This window comes from Embleya sp. NPDC059213, assembly GCF_042754445.1.
Classification (GTDB): Bacteria; Actinomycetota; Actinomycetes; order Streptomycetales; family Streptomycetaceae; genus Embleya.
Map to the genome: position 1 here is coordinate 22,561 of NZ_JBHZAV010000050.1, position 16,029 is coordinate 38,589.

The following is a 16,029-nucleotide window of genomic DNA, read 5'->3' on the forward strand; positions in this document are numbered from 1 at the left end:
GCGGTAGGGTTGTACGGGGTGTCGGCGCAATAATGCGGGGGTGTCCGGCGCGGTTGGGTGCCGGGCGCGGACCGTGATGGGGGGTCTCTCCGTTGCCCGCCCTTCCCCGTGTGCCGTCGTCGCTACGGCGTTCCCGCCTTGGCCTGGTGCAGCGCGGCGGCCGTGGCGATCTTGTGTGCGCACGCGGCCTTCTCGATCAGCTGCGGGTCGGCGCCCGCACCGATCAGGTCGAGCAGGTTCTCGTGTTCGCGCACCGAGGTGCGCGCCCGCCCCGGCACGTAGGTGAAGGTCGACCGGCGCATGTGGTCCAGCCGGGCCCACTCCGATTCGAGCAGCGCGTTCAGGTGCTTGTCGGGGCAATGCGCGTAGAGCGAGAAGTGAAACTTCCGGTTGAGCGCGGTGAACGCGGTGGGATCGAAGTCGGCCAGCGCCTCGACCATGCGGTCGTTGATCGCCCGGGCCTCGGCGATGTTCGCGGCGCTCATCAGCGGCGCCGAGATCGCCGTCGCGTAACCCTCCAGACGGGCCAGCACGTTCAGCGAGTGCTCGACCTGCGACCGGTCGAAGACCGCCACCCGGGCGCCGACGTTGCGCACGATCTCCACCAGGCCGTCGGACTGGAGTCGGCGCACCGCCTCGCGCAGCGGGATGGTGCTGACCCCCGCCTCCCGGGCGAGCTGGTCGAACACCAGCCGATACCCGGGCCCGTAGGTGCCGTCGAGGATGCGGCTGCGCAGCAGCTCGTAACACATCTCCGACTTCGACGCCTTGGCGGCCTTGCTCGCGGCGGTGGTTGCCTTTGCGGGACTCAACTACGGTCTCCTCAGTCTGGACCGGACACGGTCGCGGGCCGGGACGAGGCGTCCCGGCCCGGCGTGGTCCGGCGTGTTCGGTGGGCGTGGTGCGCCGCGGTGGGTCAGCGGTGGAGGACCCGTAGGGCGACTTCGCCGAAGTACGGGTTGACCAGCACGCCGTGGTGGTCGCCGGCCATGCAGACGAGTTGCGCTCCCGGGACCAGCGCGACCAGTTCCTCGGAGCCGTGGACCATCAGGTCGTCCGCGCCGACCAGGAACCACGGCGGCGTGCCGCCGGCCCACGCCTTCGGCGCGAACGGGGTGCTGCGCAGACCCTCGACACAGGTCACCAACCCGTCCGCACGCGCACCCTCGGCCCGGATCAGGCCCGCGATCATCCCGGTGAGCGGATCGGCGGGCGGGTGGGCCTCGTCGTGCACCGCCCGGCGCAGCTCCGGCACGTCCACGGCGGCGAACGGCTCGGTCGGGCTCAACCCGCCGAGCACCACCCGGCCGATCCGGTCCGGAGCCAGTTCGGCCAGCTCCCAGACCAGGCGGGCGCCGAGCGAGTACGCCAGGACGTCGAACCGGTCCGCGCCGTACGCGTCGACCACGGCCAACAGGTCCTGCGCGGAGGCGACCGCGTCCACCTCCGCGGCGCTCGTCGGTGCCGGGCTGGCGCCGTGGCCGCGCAGATCCGGCGCGAGCAGGGTGTGGCCGGCATCGAGCAGGGCCTGGACGAGGCCGGTTTCCAGCCAGGTGCGGCGCGCGCTGGAACAGAATCCGTGCACGAGCAGCACGGGGGGCTGCTCGGAGCGCTCGGCGCTCGGATAGGTGGTGACGGCGAGGGGCTGCCGCAGGCGCATCCTACTTCTCCACTCAGCTATTTCGGATACGATTTCAGATCGTACACCAGGGGCGAATACTCAGAGCTGCGACCCGATCCGGAATCCGTCGCCGGCCGCGTCCCGCGCGAAGGAGAAACCGTCGGCGCCGACGGTCACGTCCGCCTCGTGGTTCTCCTGCCGGGCCAACACCGGTTGCGGGCTCCCGGCCAGGTCCAGGACGGGGGACGCCTCGGCGTACCAGGACGGCACCACCGGGTTGCCCCACCAGTCCCGGCGCTGGTTGTCCCGCACGTCCCAGGACAACACCGGGTGGTCGGGGTCTCCCGTGTAGTAGTCGGTCGTGTAGATCTCCACCCGATGCAGGTCGGGATCGCGCACGTAGACGTAGAACGCGTTGGAGACCCCGTGCCGCCCCGGTCCGCGCTCGATGTGCGCGGACCGGCGGCGCGCGCCGAGCAGGTCGCACACGTGCAGTACCTGGCCGCGTTCGTGCGTGCTGAACGCGATGTGGTGGAGCCGCGGCCCGTCGCCGCCGGTCAGCGCGATGTCGTGCACGGTGTCCTTGCGATGCAGCCAGGACGCGTACAACGTCTCGTCCTCGCCGCGGATGTCCTCGGTCACCCGAAAACCCAGGTCGCGGTAGTAGCGTTCGGCCCGCGCCACGTCCGGCACCACGATGTTGAAGTGGTCCAGCCGGGCGATCGCGCCCGCACCGTGCAGGTCGTAGCGCTGATGCAGGCGTGGCACGTGCTCGGCCTCGTAGAAGAACTCCAGCGGGAACCCCAGCGGGTCCAGCACCCGTACGGCCGGCCCGATGCCCCGGGTGGCGCCCGCCGCCCGGCGCTCCACCGGCACGCCCAGCGCCCGGTAGTAGCGCTCGGCGACGTCGACCTCCCCCGGTGCGCGCACCCGGTACGCCAGCGCGGCCAGGGCGCCGGACGCGCCGCGCCGGAGCACCAACGAATGGTGCAGGTACTCCTCGAAGGCGCGCAGATACACCGCGTCCTCGTCCTCGTGGGTGACCACCAACCCCAGCAGGTCGACGTAGAACTCCCGGGACGCGGCCAGGTCGGTGACCACCAGCTCGGCGTACGCGGCGCGCACGATGTCCGGGCACGGCAACGGTCCGGGTTCGGGGGCGGACCCGCCGGGGCGGGTGGTGGGCAGCGGCGGCAGGGGCGGAACGGACGGAGTGGGCATCGGACTCTCCTCCTGTTCGAGGCACCGGATCCGGCCGGCGCGGGCGGGCCCGGTCACCCGGGTCCGATTCGGAAACTAGTGCCCGGCCCCGGGCCGGGGCTATGGTTCGAGCGCGCGGGGTGCCACGTCACGCGGCACCGAACCGGGCGGTGTGCAGCGGTGCCATGGCCACGTGCACCGCCTGCTGGGATGTGTAGAAGTCGATCGAGCGGTAGCCGCCCTCGTGACCCAGCCCCGAAGCCTTGATCCCGCCGAACGGGGTGCGCAGATCGCGCACGTTGTGCGAGTTGATCCACACCATGCCGGACTCGACGCTGTGCGCCACCCGGTGGGCCCGGCGCAGATCGTTGGTCCATACGTAGCCGGCCAGGCCGTAGGGGACCGCGTTGGCCAGTTCGATCGCCTCGGCCTCGTCCGTGAACGGGGTCAGCGCCACCACCGGTCCGAAGATCTCCTCCTGGAAGATCCGCGCGTCGGCCGGCACATCGCAAAAGACGGTCGGTGCCAGGTAGTTGCCGACCGGCAGGTGCGCGGGCCGGGTGCCGCCCGCGACCAGCCGCGCCTCGCGTCGGCCCGTCTCGACGTAGGCGAGGACCCGTTCGTAGTGCTCGGGGTGCACCAGTGCGCCCACCTCGGTGGCCGGATCCTGCGGCGGGCCCACCACGATGCGCTCGGCCCGGGCGGCGAACCGCTCGACGAACTCGTCGTAGACGGCGCGTTGCACCAGGATCCGCGAACCGGCGGTGCAGCGCTCGCCGTTGAGCGAGAACACGCCGAACAGCGCGGCATCGATCGCCTCGTCCAGGTCGGCGTCGGCGAACACGATCACCGGGGACTTGCCGCCGAGTTCCATCGACAGGCCCTTGAGGTGCCGGGCGGCGGAGCCGAAGATGGTCCGGCCGGTGGTGGTCTCGCCGGTGAACGAGATCAGTGGCACGTCCGGGTGCTCGACCAGGGCCGCGCCCGCCTCCTCGCCGATCCCGCCGACCAGGTTGAACACGCCCTGCGGCAGGCCCGCCTCGGTCAGGATGTCCGCCCACAAGGACGCGGACAACGGGGTGAATTCGGCCGGCTTGAGCACCACCGTGCAGCCGGCCGCGAGCGCCGGCGCGAGCTTCCACGACTCCAGCATGAACGGCGTGTTCCACGGCGTGATCAGCCCGGCGACGCCGATCGGCCGGCGATTGACGTAGTTGAGCTGGCGACCGGGCACCTGGTACGCCTCGTCGGTCTGACCGACGATCAGGTCCGCGAAGAAGCGGAAGTTCTCCGCCGCGCGCTGCGCCTGGCCCAGTGCCTGGGTGATCGGCAGGCCGGTGTCGAAGGTCTCCAACTCGGCCAGTCGCGCGTCCCGGCGCTCGACCTCGTCGGCGATGCGGTTCAGCACCCGGGCCCGGTCCTTGGCGGGCAGGTGCGGCCACGGCCCCGCGGTGAACGCACGGCGGGCGGCGGCGACGGCGGCGTCCACATCGGCGGCCTTGCCCGCCGCGGCGGTGGCGTAGGGCAGGTTGGATGCGGGCGCGCAGACCTCGAAGGTGGCGCCGTCCAACGAGTCGACGTGCCGGCCGTCGATGAAGTGGCGCAACCGGGTCGGCAGCGCGGTGGGCACCCCGGAGTGCTCGACGGGCGTCGTCGTGGTGGTGCTCATATGGCTTCTTCTCCAAGGGCGGGGTCGGTCAGCAGTTCGAGTCGGCTCTCGGCCAGGGCGGTCACCCGCGCCCGGCCGCTTTCGGACAGCGGCAGCAGCGGCGGCCGGACGAAGTCGGAGCCGATCAGGCCGCGTCGGTGCATCAACCACTTGGCCGGCGCCGGGTTGGTCTCGACGAACAGCAGGTCCACCAACGGCTGTACCGCGTAGTGCAGTTCGCGGGCCCGGCCCAGGTCACCCGCCTGGTAGGCCTCGTACATCCCCGCGACCGCGCGCGGGGCGATGTTGGCGAGTGCGGAGACGAAGCCCGCGCCGCCCAGGGTGAGTACCGGCAGACACAACAGCTCGATGCCGGACCACACCAGCAACTCGGGACCGGCCGCCTCGATCACCCGGGAGAAGTGCTCGAAGTCCTTGGTGGTCTCCTTGATGCCGACGATGTTCTCGTGTGCCCGGAAGAGTCGGGCCACGGTCTGCGGATCGATCTCCACGGCGGTTCGACTCGGCACGTTGTAGATCACCACGGGCAGGTCCGGATACTCGCGGGCGACCGTCGAGTACCACGTGAACAGCGCCTCCTGGGTGGGGCGCGCGTAGTACGGCGTGATGATCAGCACCGCGTCGGCGCCCGCGTCCCGGGCGATCCCGGTCAGCTCCAGGGTCTCGTCCAACTTGGTCGATCCGGTGCCCGGCAGGAACGGCACCCGGTCGTCGATCTCGGCGGCGACCACCCGGATCGCCTCGGCGCGCTCGGCCAGGGTCTGTGCGGACGGCTCGCCGGTGGAGCCGCCGAGCGAGATGCCGTGCGAGCCCGCCGCGAGCTGCCAGCGGACCAGGCGGCGCAGCGCGGCGTGGTCGACCGCGCCCGTCGCGGTGAAGGGGGTGACCAGCGGGGCGATCGAGCCGCAGATCAGGGACGGGTCGGCGCGGTACTTCATCGGTGCTCCTCGCGAGGGGTGGTCGGGGCGATGGATGCGGAGACGGGCTCGGGGTCGGTCGCGGCCCACGCGCGGTAGGCGGGTTCCCAGTCCGGACCCAGCGGGTACAGGCCGGCCAACCCGGCGCCGGCCGCGACCTGTTCGGCGATGAACCGCTCGCGGGACTCCTGCTCCTCGGCGTCTCGGACCACCTCGGCGACCAGCGCGGGCGGGATGACCACGGCGCCGTCGTCGTCGGCGACCACGACGTCGCCGACCTGGACGGTGGCGCCGCCGCAGGCGATCGTGACGTCGGTGTCCCAGGGCACGTGCCGGCGGCCGAGCACGGCGGGATGGGTGCCGGCGGCCAGCACGGGCAGGCCCAGTGCGGCCACGGCGGCGCTGTCGCGCACGGCGCCGTCGGTGATGATGCCCGCGGCGCCCAGGGTCTTGGCGCGCAGCGCGAGGATGTCGCCCAGCGTGCCGGCGACGGTCCGGCCGCGGGCCTCCATCACCAGGACCTGGCCGGGTTCGAGCGAGTCGACGGCACGTTTTTGCGCGTTGAAGCCGCCGCCGTGGGTGGCGAACAGGTCCTTGCGGAACGGGACGAAGCGCAACGTGCGGGCGGTGCCGACCAGGCGGGTGCCCGGGGTCAGCGCGCGCACGCCGTCGATGCTGACGGTGTCGAAGCCGCGGGCGCGCAGTTGCACGCTGAGCGTGGCCACGGCGACGCGGGCGAGGCGGGCGCGCAGGTCGTCCGTGAGCACGCCGGGGGCGGTGGTCCCGGCGGCGTCGGCCGATTCCGGGCGGATGCCCGTGGCGTCCGCGCGGGTGGCCGGGTCGACCCTGGGTGGGGAGCCCCAGGCGGGGAGTACGGGGCCGGCGACCACGTCGGTGCGCAGCCGGCCGGTGTTGTGGTCGGGGTGGTCCAGGCTGTCCACCTCGACCTCGATCCGCTGGCCCACCTCGGCCACCGAGGCACCGGCGGGGGTGCCGGTCAGGATGACGTCGCCGACCTCCAGGGTGAGCAGCCGGGACAGGTCCGCGATCAACTCGGCGAAGCCGAACAGCAGCGTCGCGGTGGTGTCCTCCTGGACCAGGGCCCCGTCCAGCCAGGTGCGCACGCGCAGCGCCTCGGGGCGCAGGTCGGCCGCCGGCAGCAGGGTCGGCCCGAGCGGGGTGAACCCGTCGCCGCCCTTGGCCCGGACGTTGGATCCGAGGTCCGCGTAGCGCAGGTCGTACAGCCCCAGGTCGTTCGCCGCGGTCACCCAGCCGACGTGCGCCCAGGCCCGGGCGGGGGACACGCGATGTGCGGCGCGGCCGATCACGAGGGCTATCTCGCCCTCGAAGCCCAGCAGTTCGACCCCGGTCGGCCGCTCGACCGGGCCGGATCCGGTGAGCGAGCTGCTCGGTTTGAGGAAGTACGAGGCGTGGTCGGGGACCCGCCCGCGTTGCCGGGCGCGGGAGGGATAGTTGAGGTGTACGGCCAGCACTTTGCCGGGTCGCCGTCCCGTCGATGCGGTCACCGCGTCATGCGTCACTCCGCCACCCCTTTGCGCCTTGGATCAGCGATGCCATCTCGGAACGTATATGATTCCGGATAGAATAATAGAGGTGATCTCGGTTCCACTGTCAACCGTTGCGACGGGCACGCTTGTTCGGCCGACCCGGTGGCCTGCGGACGAACGCCCTTCCGGCGGAGCGGTGTTGCGGTGCCGGCACGGGGAGGGCGGCCGGGTGAGGGTCCGGAGAGGGGGCGGCCGAGGGCCTGCGCCGCAGCGCCGTGCCGAGCTCGGCACGGGTCGGTCGGCCGCTGCCGCTCGTCGGGGTGTGGTGATGGTCACGCTCTTCGCCCGACGCGGTGATCCGGTGGTGCGCTCGGCGGCCATGCGCTCGCCGGCGGTTTCGGACGGCGGACCGGGCTCGGACAGCGGACAGGGGCTCCGCGGACACACACGCGGAGCCCCCGGGTCCCGGTCGGGGAGGAGGCCGAACCGGGGTATGACGGGTCAGCCGTGGTGGCCGCCGGCCGGGTCCGCGCCGTGGTGGCCGCCCTTGGCGTGGTCGTGGCCGTGGTCGCCGTCGAAGTTGCCGCAGAAGTTGCCGAACGTCGGGTTGAGGATGCCGACGATGTCGAGGGTGTTGCCGCAGATGTTGACCGGCACGTGGACCGGGATCTGCACGTTTAGGCCGGACGCCACACCGGGCGAGCCCACCGCGGCGCCGTCGGCGTCGGCGGCGGCACTCGCGGCACCGGCGCCGGCCATCACCAGGGCGGCGGTGCCGGCGGCCAGCACGGTTGCCTTCTTGAACGAGCTCACTTGGGTATCTCCGTATCGAACCTCGCGCCGCCCGGATGCGGCGCGTTCTCGTGGTGCAACGAGGCGAACCGGCGCGGGCAACCGGTCGGTGTCGACGTTCACCCGAACGCGGGTCGGTCCCGGTCGCCGGGCGAGCGGGCGCTCCGAAACTCGATGGCCATGCGCCCACGACCGCATTAGCGTCACGACGGTGAGCCTCGACATCCGGGAGATCCCCGAAGAGCACCTGGACCGGATACTGGATCTGGCCGATCTGGCCTTCCACGAGAAGGAGTCGGCCGACAAACGCGAGCACTACCGCAAGGTGCTCACCGATTGCGACCGCATCGGTGCGTACGACGGCGCCACCCTGGTCGGCCAGATCGCCGCACATCGCTTCGAGCTGTCCGTGCCCGGCGGCGATCTGGCCTGCGCCGGGCTGGACTTCGTCGCCGTCGCGCCGACCCACCGCCGGCGCGGGCTGCTCGCGCGGATGATGGCCGAGCAGTGGCGCCGGTGCGCCGAGGCCGGCCAGGTGCTGTCCTGTCTGTGGGCCTCCGAGAACGCGATCTACGGCCGCTTCGGCTACGCGCCCGGGACGGAGGGCTACTCCGTCGAGATCGACAGCCGACGCCCGCTCGCGCTGCGGATCGCCCCGGATCCGCGCCCGCTGCGGCTGGTCGACGCGGCACAGGGACCGGCCCTGCTGGGTCCCGTCTACGACGCGGCGCGCGCGCTGCGCCCGGGTCGCTTCGCCCGGACCGAACAGTGGTGGGCCGAGAACGTACTGGCCTGGGACGAGGACGACGACGACTCGCCGGTGCGGATCGTGGTGCTCGGCGAGGACGGCGCCGTCCCGGCCGGATACGCCATCTACCACGTCGAGTCCGGCAACGCCGCGACCGATGCGCCGCGTATGGTCCAGGTACAGGAACTGGAGGCGGACAGCGCCCCGGTGGCCGCCGCGCTGTGGCACTACCTTGCCTCGATCGACCTGACCGGCAAGGTGGCGGCCTGGGTTCGACCGCCGGACGATCCGCTGTTGCTGTTCGCCGCGGATCGGGACCAGGTGCGGGTGACCAGGCAGTTCCCGGCGTTGTGGATCCGGCTGGTGGACGTGCGCGGCGCGCTGACGGCACGATCGTGGGCGGCGCCGGTCGATCTGGTCCTGGAGGTCCGCGACGGGGCGGTGCCCGGCAACGACGGCAGGTTTCGCCTCACCGCCGGCCCCGACGGCGCGACCTGCACGCCGACCGAGGACCCGGCCGAACTCACCCTGGACGTACGCGAACTCTCGGCCGGCTACCTCGGCGGCACCCCGGTGGCCCGGCTGGTGGCGGCCGGACTGGTGGCGGAACACGTCCCGGGTGCGGCGGCCCGGCTGGACGCGGCGCTGCGCACGGACCTGCTGCCGTTCGCCCACGAGGACTACTGAGCCCACGCGCGGCGATGCCGTCGGTTCCCGGTCCGCCCGCCCGCGTGGATCGGCCGGGCGGACCGGCGGCGACGCCCCCGGTCAGGGGGGCGCCGCCACCCCCGAGGGCGGGCCGGGCGGTTCGCTCTGATGCGCGGTGAAGTAGCGCACCAGGTCCGGATCCAACGGCGGGACCACGGTGCGCACACCCCCCGCCCGCAGCGAGGCGGTGGCGGCGACGCCCGCGGCCACCGCCTCGCGGGCGGCGATCGGCGACGTGCGGGTGGGCCCGCCCTCGACCGCGAAGCGCAGGAACTCCTCCACCAGGGCCCGGTCCGCGCCGCCGTGCAGGCCGCCGCCGCGCACCGACTCGCTGCGGTCGGCGTCCGCCCGGTAGCCGGAACGGCGCCGGTTCCACAACTTGATCGAGGGATGGGCGTCCTCCAGGCCGTCGCCGAAGTTCTCCAGCCGGCCCTCGTCGCCGATCACCGTGTAGTTGCGCCAGTAGTCGGGCGTGAAGTGGCACTGCTGGTAGCTGGCCAGGACGCCGTTGTCGAGCCGGGTGAGCATCATGCTGATGTCCTCGACATCGACGATCGGATTGAGCCCGGTCATCGCCGTCGGCGGCCACACCTCGGGCGCGAACCCGTCCTGGGCCCGAACCTCCTCCTCGACCCGGCCGCCCGCGTCCGGGCCGGCGCCGGCGAACACCGGCTCGCGCCGGGGGTTGCCGCCGTACACCGCCAGGTCGCCCATCGCGACCACGTCCCGGGACCAGCCGCCGGCCAACCAGTGGATCACGTCCAGGTCGTGCGCGCCCTTTTGCAGCAACAGGCCGGTGGTGCGCGCGCGTTCGGCGTGCCAGTCCTTGAAGTAGAAGTCGCCGCCGTGCCCGACGAAGTGCCGGCACCACACCGACCGGACCCGGCCGATCGCGCCCTCGTCGATCAACTCGCGCATCCGCCGCAACATCGGCAGATGGCGCAGGTTGTGCCCGACGTACAACCGGGTCCGCGACGCGCGGGCGGCGCGCAGCAGTCGGTCGCAGTCGGACAGCGTGATGGCCAGCGGTTTCTCCACGAACACCGGTACGCCGGCGGCGAGGAAGAACAGGGCGGGCTCGACGTGCCGATCGTCCGGGGTCAGCACGAAGACCGCGTCGAGTCGATCGTCGAGCATCCGTCGAAAGTCGGTGTGCACGGCGACGTCCGGCCCGAACAGGTCCACGGCGTACGCCCGACCGCGCGCGGCGGGGTCGGCGCAGGAGACCACCCGCGACCGACCCGGCCGATGCGCTTCGACGGCCAGGGCGGCCCGCTGCCCGACCCCGACCACGCCCACGCGCAGTTCGCTCATCGGATCAGTTCCCGAGCGTGGCGCGCAGCGCGGGCTGGAGCAGGTCGCCGTGGGCGCGGGCCATGTCGTCGCACAGGTCCCAGATGCGCTCGACCGGCAGCGCGGCGGCGGTGGCCGGGTCGGCCATCGCGGCGTGCCGGATGTGTCGCGGATCGTCCTCGAGGGCGGCGCGCACGACCAGGTCGTTCATGCTCAGGTAGGCGCGGTTGAGTGCGGCGCACTGTGCCGGCAGCGCGCCGACCCGGGTCGGCTGTACCCCCAACGCGTCGACCAGGCACGGGACTTCGACCACGCCGTCGGTGGGCAGGTTGTCGATCAGGCCGTGGTTGGGCACGTTGCCGTAGACCGTGCGCGGGGTGCCGGTGACGATGCTGTGGATGATCTGCGGTGCGTACTCCATGGTGGATTCGACCGGGACCGGGTCGCCGGCCGCCAGCGCCCGGCGGGTCTCCTCGTAGGCGGCCATGTTCTCGTCCACGATGCCGAGATAGGCGCCCACCGGCAGCCGCAGTCGGGTGATCTCGCTGTCGTGACCCAGGTACCAGGGCACGTACTCGCTGGAGTGCTCGCTCGTCTCGGTCGGGTAGTAGCCCAGCCGGCGGTACATGTCCACCCGTACCCGGCGCCGCAGTTCGCCGTCCCGGGCGATCAGCTCGTCCAGCTTCGGGTACAGGTCCGTGCCGTCGTGTTCGAAGCGCAGCACCCATGCCTGGTGGTTGACGCCGGCGGCGCGGTAGTCGATCTCCTCGTAGGGGATCCCGACCAGGTCCGCGAGGCCCTGCATGGTCCAGTAGACCGAGTGGCACAGGCCCACCACGCGGGTCAGGCCGGTGGCGCGGGTGAGGTAACCGACGTTCATCGCCATCGGGTTGGTGTAGTTCAGCAGCCAGGCGTTCGGGCAGATCTCGGCGATGTCCTCGCCGAGCGCCCGGAGCACCGGGAAGGTGCGCAGGGCGCGGAAGATGCCGCCGATGCCGAGGGTGTCGCCGATGGTCTGGCGCAGTCCGTAGCGGGCGGGCACCTCGAAGTCGGTGCGGGTGGCCTCGCGCATGCCGACCTGGATGATGTTGATCACGAAGTCGGCGCCGGCGAGCGCCTCGCGGCGGTCGAGGTGGGTGCTGATCCGCGGGTCCGCGCCGCGCTCGACGGCGATCAGCCGGGCCGCGCCCTGCGCGGTGGCCAGCCGCTCCGGGTCGATGTCGTGCAGCGCGATGTGTGCCTGCCGCAACTCGGGGAAGGCGAACAGGTCGGCGAGCAGCCCCTGGGTGAACACGACGCTGCCGGCGCCGACGAAAACGATCTTGGTGCGGGTCATCACTGGTTCTTTCCGTTGCGGGCGAGGGCTGCGACAGCCTCGTCCCAGGTGGGTTGGGCCGGGGTGCCGCCGTGCGCCCGGGTGGACAGGGCGCCGCACGCGGCGGCGAATTCGAGGGCTCGGGCGGGCGGTTCGCCGGCGAGCAGGGCGGCCAGGTAGCCGGCGTCGAAGCTGTCGCCGGCGCCGACGGTGTCCAGCGGCCGGGCCGCGATGCCTGCGGTGCGCAGCACGCGGCGACCGTCGTGCACGAAGGCGCCGGCGCCGCCGTCCTTGACCACCACCGACGGTCCGTGCGCGGCCAGTCGCGCGGCGGCCTCCTCGGTGGCGTCGGGGCCGGTGTCGGTGCCGAGTCGGGCCAGCGCCCTCGCCTCCTGGGCGTTGGGCAGCAGGATGTCGACGACGGGCAGGACGGCGGCGAGCCCGGTGGGGTCCCAGCGACCGGTCGGGTCGTCGTTGGTGTCCAGCGAGGTGCCGGCGCCGTGGGCGCGGGCGATGCCCAGCAACTCGGGCAGTGCCGCCGCGAGTCGGGGCATCAGGAAGTAGGACGCGGCGTGTACGTGTCTGCTGTGGGTGAGCAACTCCTCGGGTACGTCCTCGGGTCCGGTGTCGGCCAGGGTGCCGGCGGCGGTGAGGATGGCGCGGTCGCCGTCGCCGCGGGTGAGCACCGCGGTCAACGGCGTCGCCAGGTGCGGGTCGGTGCGCAGCGCGTCGGTGTGCACGCCCCGGGCGGTCAGCGCGGCGCGCACGAAACGGCCCGCGTCGTCGTCGCCGACCCGGCCGGCGATGGCCACGCGCAACCCGAGTCGAGCCGCGCCGCACGCGGTGATCGCGGCGGATCCGCCGAGGGTGAGCAGGCCGGTGGGCACGAGTTGTTCGCGTTGCCCGAAGGCCAACGGCTCGTCGAGGGGACCGAGGACGACGTCGGGATTGGCGTCGCCGATGACCAGCAGGTCGAAGGTGTGCGACATCGGGCTTCCTGTCGGTGGAGCGGGGTGGGTCGATCCGCAGGCGAGCGGCGGCTGTCCCCGGGAGGGTCGAACTCCCGTGACGGCGTCAGCCCTTGAGCCCGCTGGAGGTGATCGACTGGATGAACGCCTTCTGCGCGCCCAGGAAGGCCAGCAGGACCGGGAGCACGGTGATCACGTTGCCCGCCATCACCGCCGCCCACTGGGTGTGGTGCTGGCCCTGGAAGGTGGTCAGGCCCAGTTGCAGGGTGTATTGGGTGTCGTGGTTGATCGCGATCAGCGGCCAGGTCAGGTCGTTCCAGGTGGTCAGGAAGGTGAGCACGGCGACGGTGCTCAACGCGGGCCGGGACAGCGGCAATACGATCAGGATCAGCACCCGCAACCGGGAACAGCCGTCGATCCAGGCGGCCTCCTCCAACTCCCGGGGCAGCGACAGGAAGAACTGCCGCAGCATGAACACCGCGAACGGCGTCACCAGGGACGGGATGATCAGCGCGCCGAGGGTGTCGATCAACCCGAGCCGCTTCATGATCAAAAAGGTCGGGATCATGGTGAGCTGGAACGGGATCGCCATCGTGGCCAGCATCGCCACCATCAGGGTGCGCGAACCCGCGAAGCGCATCCTGGCGAACGCGTAGCCGCCCAACGCCCCGAAGACCAGGTTCGAGGCCACCGCGACCGCCGAGACGATCAGCGAATTCATGAACCAGCGCGGGAACATCGCGTTGCCCAGGACGTAGCGGTAGCCGCCCAGATGGATCCCGGAGGGCCACAACGCCGGTGGGAACCGGTTGATCTCCGCGTTGGTCATCACCGAACTGAGCGCGAGCCACACCAGCGGCAACGCGAACAGCAGGGACAACGGCGCGAGCAGCAGATGCCACGGGCTGAACGGCAACAGTCGGCGCCGGCCCGGCGTGGGCCGCGCGGTGTCGCGCGCCCGGGTCGCCTCCACGGGTGCGGTGGTCGTTGCGGTCATCGTGTCGCCCCCTCGACGGTGACGGGCTTGCGGCCGCGCACGAACCGCATGCCCACCCCGATCACCAACAGGGCGACGGCGAGCACGTAGGCCGCCGCCGCGCCGTAGCCGGCGGTGAAGTTCTTGAACGCCTGCTCCCAGATGAAGTAGACGATGACGGTGGTCGAGCCCAACGGCCCGCCCTTGGTGGTCACATAGACCAGGTCGAAGACCTGGAGCGCCTGGATGGTCTGCCACAACAACAGGAAGACGGTGACCGGGGTGAGCGTGGGCAGCACCACGTGGCGCAGCAGTTGCCATCGCCCGGCGCCGTCGAGACGGGCCGCCTCCAGCAGTGACGGCGGCACGTCCTGGAGCGCCGCGAGGTAGATCACCACGCAGAATCCGGTACCGCTCCACACCGAGATCGCCACCAGCACCAACAGGGCCTGCCCGGGGTCGGTGAGGAAGCCCTGCCGCCCGATCCCCAACTCGTGCAGGACCGAGTTGGCCGCGCCGAACTCCGGATCCAGGATGAAGGAGAACAACACCCCCTGGGCCGTGGCCGAAATGACGAACGGCACGAAGATCAGCGTGCGATACACGCCCACCAGCCGGATCCGCCGGTTCAGCACCTGGGCCAGGAACAGCCCGAAGGCCATGCTCAGCGGTACGTACAACACCGTGTACAGCAGCGTGTTGCGCACGGCCTGGCCGAAGTTCGGATCCTGGGTCAGCGCGTCGTAGTTGTCCAGACCGACCCAGCGGCTGGGCGTGACCAGGTCGTCGGCCCGGAAGGAGAGCAGCAGCGACCAGACGAAGGGCACCACGCTCAGACCCAGGATGACCACGACGGCCGGAAGGATGTACGTCCAGGCGGTCGCCGACTCGCGCCGGCGTCTGCGGCGCAGCGTGCGCCGTTGTCGGTCCTGGTCCGAGAGCGTGAGTGGAGCGGGCAGTGATGACATGGAAGGCTCCTCAACGCGGGATCACGAGGGCGGCCCTGGCCGCGGCGGCGCAGCGGTTCAATGCCCGGGTCGGACTGCTCTTGCCGAGCAGCACGGAGACGATGGCCTCGCCCAGCGCCATCGAGATCTGTGGGTAGGCGGGATGCGCGGGACGCACGCGGGCGGTCTCCAGGGCGGTGGTGAACACGGCCAGGCCCTCGGTCCCCGCGGAGTGCTCGCGCCACTCGGGCCGCGCCTCGGCGGTCCGACTCAGCGGCAGGCTGCCGACCTCGGCGTCCCAGATCACGTCCTGATCCGGCTGGGCCAACCAGGACACGAACGTGCGTGCCGCCCGCACCCGGGCGTTGCCGTTGTCGAAGACCGTCCAGGTGTCCGGCGCGCAGATGGTCATCGGCCGTCCGCTGTAGCTGGGCAGCGGCACCACGTGGTAGTCGATCTCCGCCTGGGTGATGTCCGGGATCTGCCACGGGCCGGTCGCCACCATGCCCATCCGGCCGGACGCGAAGACCTGGTACATCTGCTCGCTGCCGGGCTTGGGGTCGAGGTAGACGCTCTTGCTCCGGGCCAGCGCCTCCACGGTCTCCAGCGCGCGCACCCCGACGTCCTTGAAGCCGATGTTGCGCCCGTCCGCGGCGACCACGTCGCCGCCCAGGTCCCACACCATCGGCCACAACCGCCACACGGTGTCCTCGTCGCCCACGCCCGGCCAGCCGGTGCCGAACACGCCGCGCCGCGCGTCGGTCAGCCGCTGCGCCGTGGCCAGGAAGTCGTTCCAGGTCCAGCCCGGTTGCGGCAGCGGGAGGCCGGCGTCACGGAACAGGCGTTTGTTGCAGATGATCGCGAGCGCGTCCATCACGGCCGGGGCCGCGCGCACCTTGCCGTTGATCGTCACGGCCGCCCGGGCCGGTTCCCAGTAGTCGTCCCACGGCGTGGGGGAGGAGTGCACGCTCTCGCTCAGGTCGACCACCTTGGGACTGCGGGCGACCCCGGCCAGGTCGGAACCGAAGATGTAGGCGATGTCCGGGTAGGAACCGGCGGCGAGCGCGGCGGTGATCTTCTGCAACATCGCGTCGGCCGGCACCCCGCCGCCGAGGTCGACCCGGATGCCCGACTGGGCGAGGTGGAACCTGTCCACCAGGGTCTTCAGGGCCGCGAGGCCGGTGTCGGTCTGGCCGTGCCACATCTCGATGGTGACGCGCCCGTCGGCACCCACACCGTCGTTCGTGCCGGCGCACGCGGACAGCGCCGCGGCGGCCGCGGCACCGGCGCCGACGCGCAGCACGCTGCGGCGGGAGAGACCCGCGGGATGGTGTCGGCCGAAAACCACTGGACCTCCAGGAGACTTC

14 protein-coding genes are annotated in these 16,029 nt (G+C 71.9%); 1 reads left to right on the top strand and 13 read right to left on the bottom strand.

Annotation, left to right across the window (positions count from 1 at the left end):
* Positions 1 to 122 precede the first annotated feature (122 nt).
* The 7 genes from ACFXMF_RS20135 to ACFXMF_RS20165 all read right to left on the bottom strand — a co-directional run bounded on the left by ACFXMF_RS20135 (position 123) and on the right by ACFXMF_RS20165 (position 7,728).
* Complete coding sequence (locus tag ACFXMF_RS20135) at positions 123 to 812, bottom strand: GntR family transcriptional regulator (protein WP_360312334.1); 690 nt, start codon at positions 810 to 812, stop codon at positions 123 to 125.
* Positions 813 to 916: 104 nt separating this feature from the next.
* Complete coding sequence (locus ACFXMF_RS20140) at positions 917 to 1,660, bottom strand: alpha/beta fold hydrolase (protein ID WP_360312331.1); 744 nt, start codon at positions 1,658 to 1,660, stop codon at positions 917 to 919.
* A 60-nt stretch (positions 1,661 to 1,720) separates the two neighbouring features.
* Positions 1,721 to 2,842, bottom strand: coding sequence for a 3,4-dihydroxyphenylacetate 2,3-dioxygenase (gene hpaD, locus ACFXMF_RS20145; protein ID WP_360312329.1), 1,122 nt, complete (start codon positions 2,840 to 2,842; stop codon positions 1,721 to 1,723).
* A 127-nt stretch (positions 2,843 to 2,969) separates the two neighbouring features.
* Positions 2,970 to 4,490, bottom strand: a complete 1,521-nt coding sequence (hpaE, locus tag ACFXMF_RS20150) for a 5-carboxymethyl-2-hydroxymuconate semialdehyde dehydrogenase (protein WP_379992429.1) — start codon at positions 4,488 to 4,490, stop codon at positions 2,970 to 2,972.
* Positions 4,487 to 5,428, bottom strand: a complete 942-nt coding sequence (dapA, locus tag ACFXMF_RS20155; RefSeq protein WP_360312325.1) for a 4-hydroxy-tetrahydrodipicolinate synthase — start codon at positions 5,426 to 5,428, stop codon at positions 4,487 to 4,489. Before dapA ends, hpaE begins: the two co-directional genes overlap by 4 nt.
* The gene (locus ACFXMF_RS20160) at positions 5,425 to 6,933 is read right to left on the bottom strand and encodes a fumarylacetoacetate hydrolase family protein (RefSeq protein WP_379992427.1); all 1,509 of its coding nucleotides are present in this window, start codon (positions 6,931 to 6,933) and stop codon (positions 5,425 to 5,427) included. Before ACFXMF_RS20160 ends, dapA begins: the two co-directional genes overlap by 4 nt.
* A 483-nt stretch (positions 6,934 to 7,416) precedes the next feature.
* On the bottom strand, positions 7,417 to 7,728 hold the full coding sequence (locus ACFXMF_RS20165) for a chaplin (protein ID WP_360312321.1): 312 nt from the start codon (positions 7,726 to 7,728) through the stop codon (positions 7,417 to 7,419).
* A 190-nt stretch (positions 7,729 to 7,918) separates the two neighbouring features.
* Here ACFXMF_RS20165 and ACFXMF_RS20170 point away from each other — a divergent pair, with 190 nt between their 5' ends.
* Positions 7,919 to 9,142, top strand: coding sequence for a GNAT family N-acetyltransferase (locus ACFXMF_RS20170; protein WP_360312319.1), 1,224 nt, complete (start codon positions 7,919 to 7,921; stop codon positions 9,140 to 9,142).
* Positions 9,143 to 9,223: 81 nt separating this feature from the next.
* On the opposite strand, the gene ACFXMF_RS20175 is transcribed toward ACFXMF_RS20170, so the two are convergent.
* The 6 genes from ACFXMF_RS20175 to ACFXMF_RS20200 form a co-directional block, all read right to left on the bottom strand.
* On the bottom strand, positions 9,224 to 10,477 hold the full coding sequence (locus tag ACFXMF_RS20175) for a Gfo/Idh/MocA family oxidoreductase (RefSeq protein WP_360312317.1): 1,254 nt from the start codon (positions 10,475 to 10,477) through the stop codon (positions 9,224 to 9,226).
* A 4-nt stretch (positions 10,478 to 10,481) separates the two neighbouring features.
* The gene (locus ACFXMF_RS20180; RefSeq protein ID WP_360312316.1) at positions 10,482 to 11,792 is read right to left on the bottom strand and encodes an alpha-glucosidase/alpha-galactosidase; all 1,311 of its coding nucleotides are present in this window, start codon (positions 11,790 to 11,792) and stop codon (positions 10,482 to 10,484) included.
* The gene (locus ACFXMF_RS20185; protein ID WP_379991598.1) at positions 11,792 to 12,760 is read right to left on the bottom strand and encodes a carbohydrate kinase family protein; all 969 of its coding nucleotides are present in this window, start codon (positions 12,758 to 12,760) and stop codon (positions 11,792 to 11,794) included. Before ACFXMF_RS20185 ends, ACFXMF_RS20180 begins: the two co-directional genes overlap by 1 nt.
* 85 nt (positions 12,761 to 12,845) lie before the next feature.
* Positions 12,846 to 13,736: a carbohydrate ABC transporter permease gene (locus ACFXMF_RS20190; RefSeq protein ID WP_379991597.1), complete on the bottom strand. Its 891-nt coding sequence runs from the start codon at positions 13,734 to 13,736 to the stop codon at positions 12,846 to 12,848.
* Positions 13,733 to 14,683 carry a sugar ABC transporter permease gene (locus ACFXMF_RS20195; RefSeq protein WP_360312310.1) on the bottom strand — a complete coding sequence of 317 codons (951 nt, stop codon included), beginning with the start codon at positions 14,681 to 14,683 and terminating at the stop codon, positions 13,733 to 13,735. Before ACFXMF_RS20195 ends, ACFXMF_RS20190 begins: the two co-directional genes overlap by 4 nt.
* 10 nt (positions 14,684 to 14,693) lie before the next feature.
* Complete coding sequence (locus tag ACFXMF_RS20200) at positions 14,694 to 16,010, bottom strand: extracellular solute-binding protein (RefSeq protein WP_379991596.1); 1,317 nt, start codon at positions 16,008 to 16,010, stop codon at positions 14,694 to 14,696.
* Positions 16,011 to 16,029 lie beyond the last annotated feature (19 nt).

Bases quoted from the DNA above. Each gene is read 5' to 3' on its own strand.
- ACFXMF_RS20140 (WP_360312331.1), bottom strand. From the start codon at position 1,660: ATGCGCCTGCGGCAGCCCCTCGCCGTCACCACCTATCCGAGCGCCGAG.
- ACFXMF_RS20190 (WP_379991597.1), bottom strand. From the start codon at position 13,736: ATGACCGCAACGACCACCGCACCCGTGGAGGCGACCCGGGCGCGCGAC.
- hpaE (WP_379992429.1), bottom strand. From the start codon at position 4,490: ATGAGCACCACCACGACGACGCCCGTCGAGCACTCCGGGGTGCCCACC.
- ACFXMF_RS20195 (WP_360312310.1), bottom strand. From the start codon at position 14,683: ATGTCATCACTGCCCGCTCCACTCACGCTCTCGGACCAGGACCGACAA.
- ACFXMF_RS20185 (WP_379991598.1), bottom strand. From the start codon at position 12,760: ATGTCGCACACCTTCGACCTGCTGGTCATCGGCGACGCCAATCCCGAC.
- hpaD (WP_360312329.1), bottom strand. From the start codon at position 2,842: ATGCCCACTCCGTCCGTTCCGCCCCTGCCGCCGCTGCCCACCACCCGC.
- ACFXMF_RS20180 (WP_360312316.1), bottom strand. From the start codon at position 11,792: ATGACCCGCACCAAGATCGTTTTCGTCGGCGCCGGCAGCGTCGTGTTC.
- dapA (WP_360312325.1), bottom strand. From the start codon at position 5,428: ATGAAGTACCGCGCCGACCCGTCCCTGATCTGCGGCTCGATCGCCCCG.
- ACFXMF_RS20175 (WP_360312317.1), bottom strand. From the start codon at position 10,477: ATGAGCGAACTGCGCGTGGGCGTGGTCGGGGTCGGGCAGCGGGCCGCC.